Origin of the sequence: Streptomyces sp. N35, assembly GCF_016464295.1 — a bacterium.
Lineage (GTDB): Bacteria > Actinomycetota > Actinomycetes > Streptomycetales > Streptomycetaceae > Streptomyces.
This window is the reverse complement of sequence record NZ_JAEIMH010000053.1, coordinates 6583-13777: the sequence shown is the minus strand read 5'-3', so window position 1 is coordinate 13777 and position 7195 is coordinate 6583. Positions and strand designations below refer to the sequence as shown.

3 protein-coding genes and 1 pseudogene are annotated in these 7195 nt (G+C 68.5%); 2 read left to right on the top strand and 2 right to left on the bottom strand.

Translation table 11 applies throughout. The features are described 5' to 3' along the window. Window positions 1-100 precede the first annotated feature (100 nt). Both JAO81_RS26510 and JAO81_RS26505 read right to left on the bottom strand, forming a co-directional pair. Window positions 101-889, bottom strand: a complete 789-nt coding sequence (locus tag JAO81_RS26510) for a VOC family protein (RefSeq protein ID WP_199550455.1) — start codon at window positions 887-889, stop codon at window positions 101-103. A gap of 103 nt (window positions 890-992) precedes the next feature. After that, entirely contained in the window at window positions 993-2108 is a 1116-nt protein-coding gene (locus JAO81_RS26505) for a multicopper oxidase domain-containing protein (RefSeq protein ID WP_199550454.1), read from the bottom strand. A 230-nt stretch (window positions 2109-2338) separates the two neighbouring features. On the opposite strand from JAO81_RS26505, the gene JAO81_RS26500 reads away from it, so the two are divergent. Both JAO81_RS26500 and JAO81_RS26495 read left to right on the top strand, forming a co-directional pair. Further along, complete coding sequence (locus JAO81_RS26500; protein ID WP_199550453.1) at window positions 2339-4867, top strand: ThuA domain-containing protein; 2529 nt, start codon at window positions 2339-2341, stop codon at window positions 4865-4867. Window positions 4868-4884: 17 nt separating this feature from the next. Next, window positions 4885-7132: pseudogene (locus JAO81_RS26495) on the top strand (OmpL47-type beta-barrel domain-containing protein). The last annotated feature ends 63 nt before the right edge of the window (window positions 7133-7195 follow it).

Sequence of the window (7195 nt, the reverse complement as noted above, 5' to 3'; positions counted from 1 at the left end):
CGCCCCCCCGACACTTCCCCCCGGGGGGAGGCCGGGGACCCGGGGGGGGGCCCCCCCGGAAGGGCCCCCCGCCCCCACGCTCAGCGCGTCACACAGCGCGTCACGCCTGGTCCGGATCGCCCTTGATCAGCGCCAGCCGCGCCCCGAAGGGGTCCGTGATCTTGGCCAGCCGCCCGACGCCCGTCATGGACGTGGGCTCCATCTGCACGCTCGCCCCGAGCTCACGCGCCTTGGCCACGGCCCGGTCCACATCCGCGACCTCGAAGTACGGCAGCCAGTGCGGCCCCCGCTCGGCCTCGACCGGGTCGTCCGACCGGTCGACGAGCCCTCCGTACATCCCCTCGTCGTCCGTGCCCGCCGGGTGCACGCTTGTGTACGAGCCGCCGGGGAACTCGACCGCGCTGGTCTGCAGTCCGAGCGCCGCTCCGTAGAACGCGGCGGCCGCGGGGACGTCGGTGGTGTAGAGCTCGACCCAGTTGAGGGAGCCCGGCTCATTGACGAGCTCGAATCCCTTCATCTCGCCGGGCTGCCACAGGCCGAAGCCCGCACCTGCCGGATCGCTGTAGAGCGCCATGCGCCCCAGCGGTCCGACGTCCATGGGCGCCATGAGCTCGGCGCCCGAAGCCTGCTCGACGGCCTTGGCGGTCGCGTCCGCGTCGGGCGTCTGGAAGTAGATGCCCCAGCCTGGCTCGCCCTCCTCGAGCGAGACCTGCATACCTCCGGCGACCGCCTTTCCGTTGCTGCGATAGGTCACATAGCCGCCGAATTCCTCGGCGGCCTGCGCCTCCCAGCCGAAGAGGCTTCCGTAGAACGCGTTGGCCGCCTCGATATCCGGGGTGCCGAGGTCTACCCAGACCAATGAGCCGGTGACAAAACGGGTGGTGAGCATGATCCACTCCTTTGTGGGTCCCGTTGCCCTGCCGCCTTCGAGTCTGGCACCGGCCACTGACAACCGCCCCGCAACCAGGGAAGCGGACGGGAGCACTCAGCGCTCAGTGGTGGTGCGCCGCTCCCGAGTCGCCGCCCGACGCCTTGGAGTCGCCCGACGCCTTCGGCTCGCCCGTCGACTTCGCCTCGCCCGTCGACTTCGAGTCACCCGACTCCTTCGGCGCCGCACCATGCGCCGTATGCCCCCCGTCATGCCCCGGGATCGTCCCGTCCGGCTTCGCCACCAGGAAGAACCCGGCCATCCCCATGTCGGAGTGGCTCTGGACGTGGCAGTGGTACATCCACGCCCCCGCCCCCACCCGCTCGCCGGCGATGATCTGGAATCCGAAGGAGTCCGCGGGCCCGGTGATCTTGTTGTCGATCACCGGCGAGGGGTCCTCGGGGCCGGAGAGCATGCCGGTGCGGTTGTCCGCCCAGCGATGACCGTGCATATGGAACGTGTGGTAGAACTCGCCGTGCGTGATCATGACGATCTCCACGCGGTCGCCCACCGTGGCCTTCAGATCAGGGCCCGTCTTCAGATTGTTGATCGTCATGTCGTTGAAGACGATCGTGAAGGTCTTGTCCGGCAGGATGTCGCCTTTGCGGCGCACGATCAGCGGACCGTACAGGCCCTTGCGCAGGCCGCCGGTGCCGTGGTCGGTGCCGACGACATGGTCGTGGTAGTGCCAGTAGCCGGCGCTCCCCGCACGCCAGGTGCCATCCGCGCGCCGGCCCGGGACATGCGTGCGCCAGGTGTACGTGCGTGAACCGCCCGGCTCCACATGGGAGTTGTTGTGCCGGGTGCCGTCGCTGGTGATCTCGTAGTCGACACCGTGCGGGTGCAGGGAGACGTCGATGTCGAGCGTGTTGATGACCTCGATGTGCAGGGTGTCACCCTCGACCATCTCGATCAGCGGGCCGGGTATGGACGCCTTGCCCTTCTCCAGGCCGTAGCCCAGCTGCCCGTCGGCCAACGCCTCGACGTACAGCTTCATATGGCGCACCGCGCCGCCAGCGGGCGCGACCGCCGCCTCCGCCACGGCCGACGCGGAACTCCCGGATCCGGCCGCCGACATCGATGTCAGACCGGTGGCGACCACCGCTCCACCGGCGAGCAGACGCCGGTTGAAGACGCGTCTGCCGAGGTTCTCGGGACTGCTGGCCGCCTGCTCGGTCATCTACGAACTCCCCATGCCGCTACGGATGTTGATGAGCCCCAGGGCCCGGCTGATCCATCCGAAGGGCCCTAGGCGTCACCAGGGACGGGCACACGGTAGCGACGGGAACTTTGTTTATCCACACTCAGGACAAAGTTCGGGTCAGTCCGGTCATAGCTATTGGCGGGTCGGCCAAAGGCGTCTACTTTCCTAGGCGCTGATGCCGTAACGGACGAGGGGTGGGTGAACACATGCGGTCATCACCGCATCAACAGCCCTGGAAACACCGAGGGTTGACCACAGCCAGACGCAGATCGAGACAAGCCTGGGCGGCCGGGATCGCGGCCGGGGCCATGACCGTGGGACTGCTCGCCACATCACCGGCCACCGCGCGTCCCTACCCGGACCCGCCGAGGACCGCCACCGAGCAGACAACGATGTCACTGCCGTCCCCGCCGGGCGGCAGCAATGTGCGTGTCCTGGTCTTCCACTCCTCGGCCACCGAGGAGTCACCGGTGGTCAACGCCGGTATCGAGGCCATCGAGCGGATCGGTCTGACCGGTCCGGAGAACCAGCGCTTCACCATCACGGCCACCGACGACGCATCGGTCTTCACCAACGACACCCGTCTCGGCAGGTTCAACGCCGTGGTCTTCCTGACCGGCGGCGGCGATGTCCTCGACGCCGACCAGGAGTTGGGCCTCGAGGCCTATATGGAGGCGGGCGGCGGTTTCGTCGGTCTGCACGACGCCGCGCGTACGGAGCCGTACTCGGACTGGTTCACCGGTCTGATCGGCGCGCGCCCCGCGGCCGGCAGCGGCGCGACGGCGCAGCGCGCCACCGTCGAGGTCGGCGACCGTCAGCATCCGGCCAACACCGGCCTTCCGCTGGAGTGGAAGCGCCCCGACAAGTGGTTCAACTGGAAGGAGAACCCGTCGGGCAAGGTCCACACCATCGCGCGCGTCCGCGAAGCCTCGTACAAGCCGGGCGCGGGTGCCAACGGCTGGGACCACCCGGTCTCCTGGTGCCGTGACTACGACGGCGGCCGGTCCTTCTACACGGCCATGGGCGGTACGGCGGACGCGTACTCCGAGACGGACTTCCGGGCACATCTGCGCGGCGCGCTGAACTGGACCACGCGTCTGGTGCGGGCCGACTGCAAGGCCACGATCGACAGCAACTACAAGGCCGAGCGCCTGACCGTGCCCAACCAGCCGGGCCTCAACGACCAGATCGGTGAGCCGCACGGTCTCGTGACCGCGAAGGACGGCCGGATCCTGTACATCGGCCGCGGCGGCGCGGACTCCTCGCAGCCCGTCGTGACCGACTGGAACGACCCGAACATCGGGAAGGGCAACGGCGAGGTCCACGTCTACGACCCGAAGACCAAGCAGGTCACCAAGGCGGCCAGCTTGAGCGTCTTCGGCAACAAGGGCGGCGGCGACGAGCTGATCAAGGTCGAGGAGGGGCTGCTCGGCGTCGAGCTCGACCCGGACTTCCTGACCAACGGCTGGGTGTACCTGCACTACACACCGCACGCGAAGATCGACCGTGACAAGCGGATGGCACAGCGCTACGTCTCCCGCTTCACGCTCGACCTGGCGACCAACAAGCTGGACCTGGCCAGCGAGAAGGTCCTGTTGCAGTGGCCGGTGCAGATCCACAGCTGCTGTCACGCGGGCGGCGGGATGTCCTTCGACTCGAAGGGCAACCTGTACATCGCGACCGGCGACAACAACTCCTCGCGGTTCAGCGACGGTTACTCGGGCAACAACCCCGAGCCCAACTACAAGGGTGTCTCCTTCGCGGACGCCCGGCGCACCGCGGGCAACACCAACAACCTCAACGGCAAGATCCTGCGCATCCACCCCGAGGACGACGGGACGTACACGCTCCCGGCGGGCAACCTGTTCACGGGCAAGGAGCCGGACGAGGGCGGCGGCAAGACCCGCGGCGAGATCTATGTGATGGGCGTACGCAACCCGGCGCGCATCTTCGTCGACCAGAAGACCGACATCCTGTACGCGGGGTGGGTCGGCCCGGACGCCGGACAGCCGTCGACGACCTGGGGTCCGGCGAAGTACGACACATTCGCCGCGATCACCGGTCCGGGCAACCACGGCTGGCCGTACTGCATGGGCAACAAGCAGCCCTACCGCGACCGCAATCTGCCCGATCCGACCAAGCCGCTCGGCTGGTACAACTGCGACGCCCCGCGCAACGAGTCGCCGAACAACGACGGTCTGGTGAAGCTGCCGCCGATCACGTCCAACACGATCTGGTACTCCCCCGCGGGCGGCGGCCCTGACTTCCCCCGGGACGCGAACGGCATTCCGTCGTACAAGGCCGAGGAGCAGAAGTTCCTGCTTCCGTGGCTCAAGGGCGGCGGCCAGGCCACGATGAACGGTCCGGTCTACCGCTACGACGCGGCCGCGACGGGCGAGGGCAAGTGGCCTTCGTACTGGGACGGCAAGTGGTTCGTCGGTGACTTCTACTTCGGCGACCAGCCGCGGCACGCGATCCTCACCGACCCGAGGACGGTCGGCAAGGGCGGTACCCCGGTGCACGCCGAGTCCCTGAAGAAGATCATCCCCGGTGGCAATGACGCCATCAACAACCTGATGGACTGGAAGTTCGGTCCCGACGGCGCCCTGTACGTCCTCGACTACGGGCGCGGCTTCTTCACCTCGGACGCCAAGTCGGCGCTGTGGAAGGTCGGTTACCACGGCGGCGCGGCGACTCCGGCGGCGAACCAGCTGGCGAGAGGGGCAGCCCAGTGAGAAAGCACGTGCAGTACATGCGGCGGATGAAACCGCTGAGACTCCTGCTCGCCACCCTGCTGCTCGTGCTGGGTCTCTCGGCACCCGTGGCATACGGCGAGGAGTGGGGCCCCCCGCCACCCGTGGGCCGCGGGGGGGGACCCCCCGCCAGCGGACCCGTCGGCGGCCGCGGCGCAGACGCTGACCTGGACGGCGGGCGACCCGATCGACCGCTATCTGTCGGCGCCGACCACCGCGGTCGCGGGCGCGACGACGATCGTCTTCGAGAACAGTGAGGCGACCGGAAACACCACCGGGATGCCGCACACGCTGACCTTCGACATCGCGGACCCCGAGTACAACAACGACGTACCGCTGAACATCCTGGCCAACCCCAACGACGACCAGGGCGGCAGGCACACCGCCGAGGTGGTCCTCACCCCGGGCCGGTACCTGTACCACTGCACCATCCCGGGCCACGGCACGATGCAGGGCATCCTCGTCGTGACCGAGGGCAGTGGCGAGGACACCACGGCGCCCGTCACCTCGGCCAAGGTGGACGGCACCAAGAACGCCGACGGCGCGTACATCGGCCAGGCCACGGTGACGGTCGACGCCGAGGACGAGGTCGGTGGTTCGGGCGTCGAGAAGACCGAGTTCGCCGTCGGTGACGACGGTGCCTGGCAGCCGTACACCGGTCCTGTCGTGGTGAACACGGTCGGCGATCACAAGATCCGCTACCGGGCCGCCGACAAGGCGGGCAACGTGGCGGCCGAGAAGAGCGAGTCCTTCAAGGTCGTCGCGCCCGACACGGATGACACCACGGCGCCGGAGACCTCGGCCGCCGTGACCGGTGAGCGGAACGACCAGGGCCAGTACGTCGGCATGGCCACGGTCACCGTCTCGGCCACGGACGCGGGCTCGGGGGTCAACACCACCGAGTACGCGATCGGCGCGGACGGCGCCTGGCAGCCGTACACCGCTCCGGTGATGTTCCACGACCCGGGCACCTACAAGGTGCGCTACCGGGCCACGGACAAGGCCGGCAACGCGGCGGCCGAGAAGAGCGTCGACTTCACCCTCGTCGCGGCGCCGGCCGAGGACAAGACCCCGCCGGAGGTCACGGCGAAGGTCGACGGGAACAAGAACTCCGATGGGGCGTACGTCGGTTCGGCCAAGGTGACGCTGACGGCGACGGACGACGACTCGGGTGTGGACAAGGTCGAGTACTCGCTCGACGGCGCGCCCTATGTCACGTACACGCAGCCGCTGGTCCTCGACCGATTCGGCCGGCACACGGTCGCCTACCGTGCGACGGACAAGGCGGGCAACGGGTCCGAGGCACAGCAGACGGCGTTCACCGTCGTCCAGGGCGCGGGCCCCGAGGCCCCGAACTGCCCGGAGTTCGACGAGCGCGACACGGTGTTCGTCGGCACGGTCAACTCGGGTGTGCCCAACCGGATGACCAAGGCGCGCTGCACCATCGGCGAGCTGATCGAGGACGAGCGGTCCTGGTCCTCGCACGCGCTGTTCCTCAAGCACGTGGACACCGTCCGCGACCGGGTGGTCGCCGAGGGCGTCATCAGCGCCCGTGAGGGCCGGCTGGTCTACCAGGCCGCGAAGGCGTCCGGGATCGGTACGCCCGGCAACACCACGGGCTACACGCCGCTGTTCGACGGTACGCAACGGTCGTTCGACAAGTGGCAGCACGTGGGCGGCGGTTCGTTCGGTCTCAACCCGGACGGCACGATCACCTCGGGCACCTCGAAGGCCGGTCTGGGCATGCTGTGGTTCCCGGAGCGCAAGTACACGGACTTCTCCCTGAAGCTCCAGTGGCGCGACGACGCCCCGGCCAACGGCAACGCCAACTCCGGTGTCTTCGTGCGCTTCCCGTGGGTGCACGACCACCCGGAGGAGTCGCGTCCGGAGTGGGTCGCCATCAAGTACGGGCATGAGGTGCAGGAGTTCGACAGTCCCGTCGGCGACATGTACAAGACCGGCTCGATCTACGGCTTCGACCGCGTGGGTCTCGCCGGTGCGGGCGTGACCCCGAAGGGCACGTGGAACGACTACGAGATCCAGGTGGTCGACCAGCACTACAAGATCTTCCGCAACGGTGTGCTGATCAACGAGTTCGACAACACCGGCGGCCAGGTCTTCGAGCCCCCACGGTCCGACGATCCCGGCACGGACGGCCGGCGCTTCGCGTCCGGCTACATCGGGATCCAGGTGCACGGCGTGACCGACGTCGTCTCGTATCGCGACATCCGCATCAAGGAGCTGTAGGAGCAGCCCGGTTACCGATCCACCGGTGCCCGGGCCCCCCACGGGGGGGAGGGCCCGCCCGCG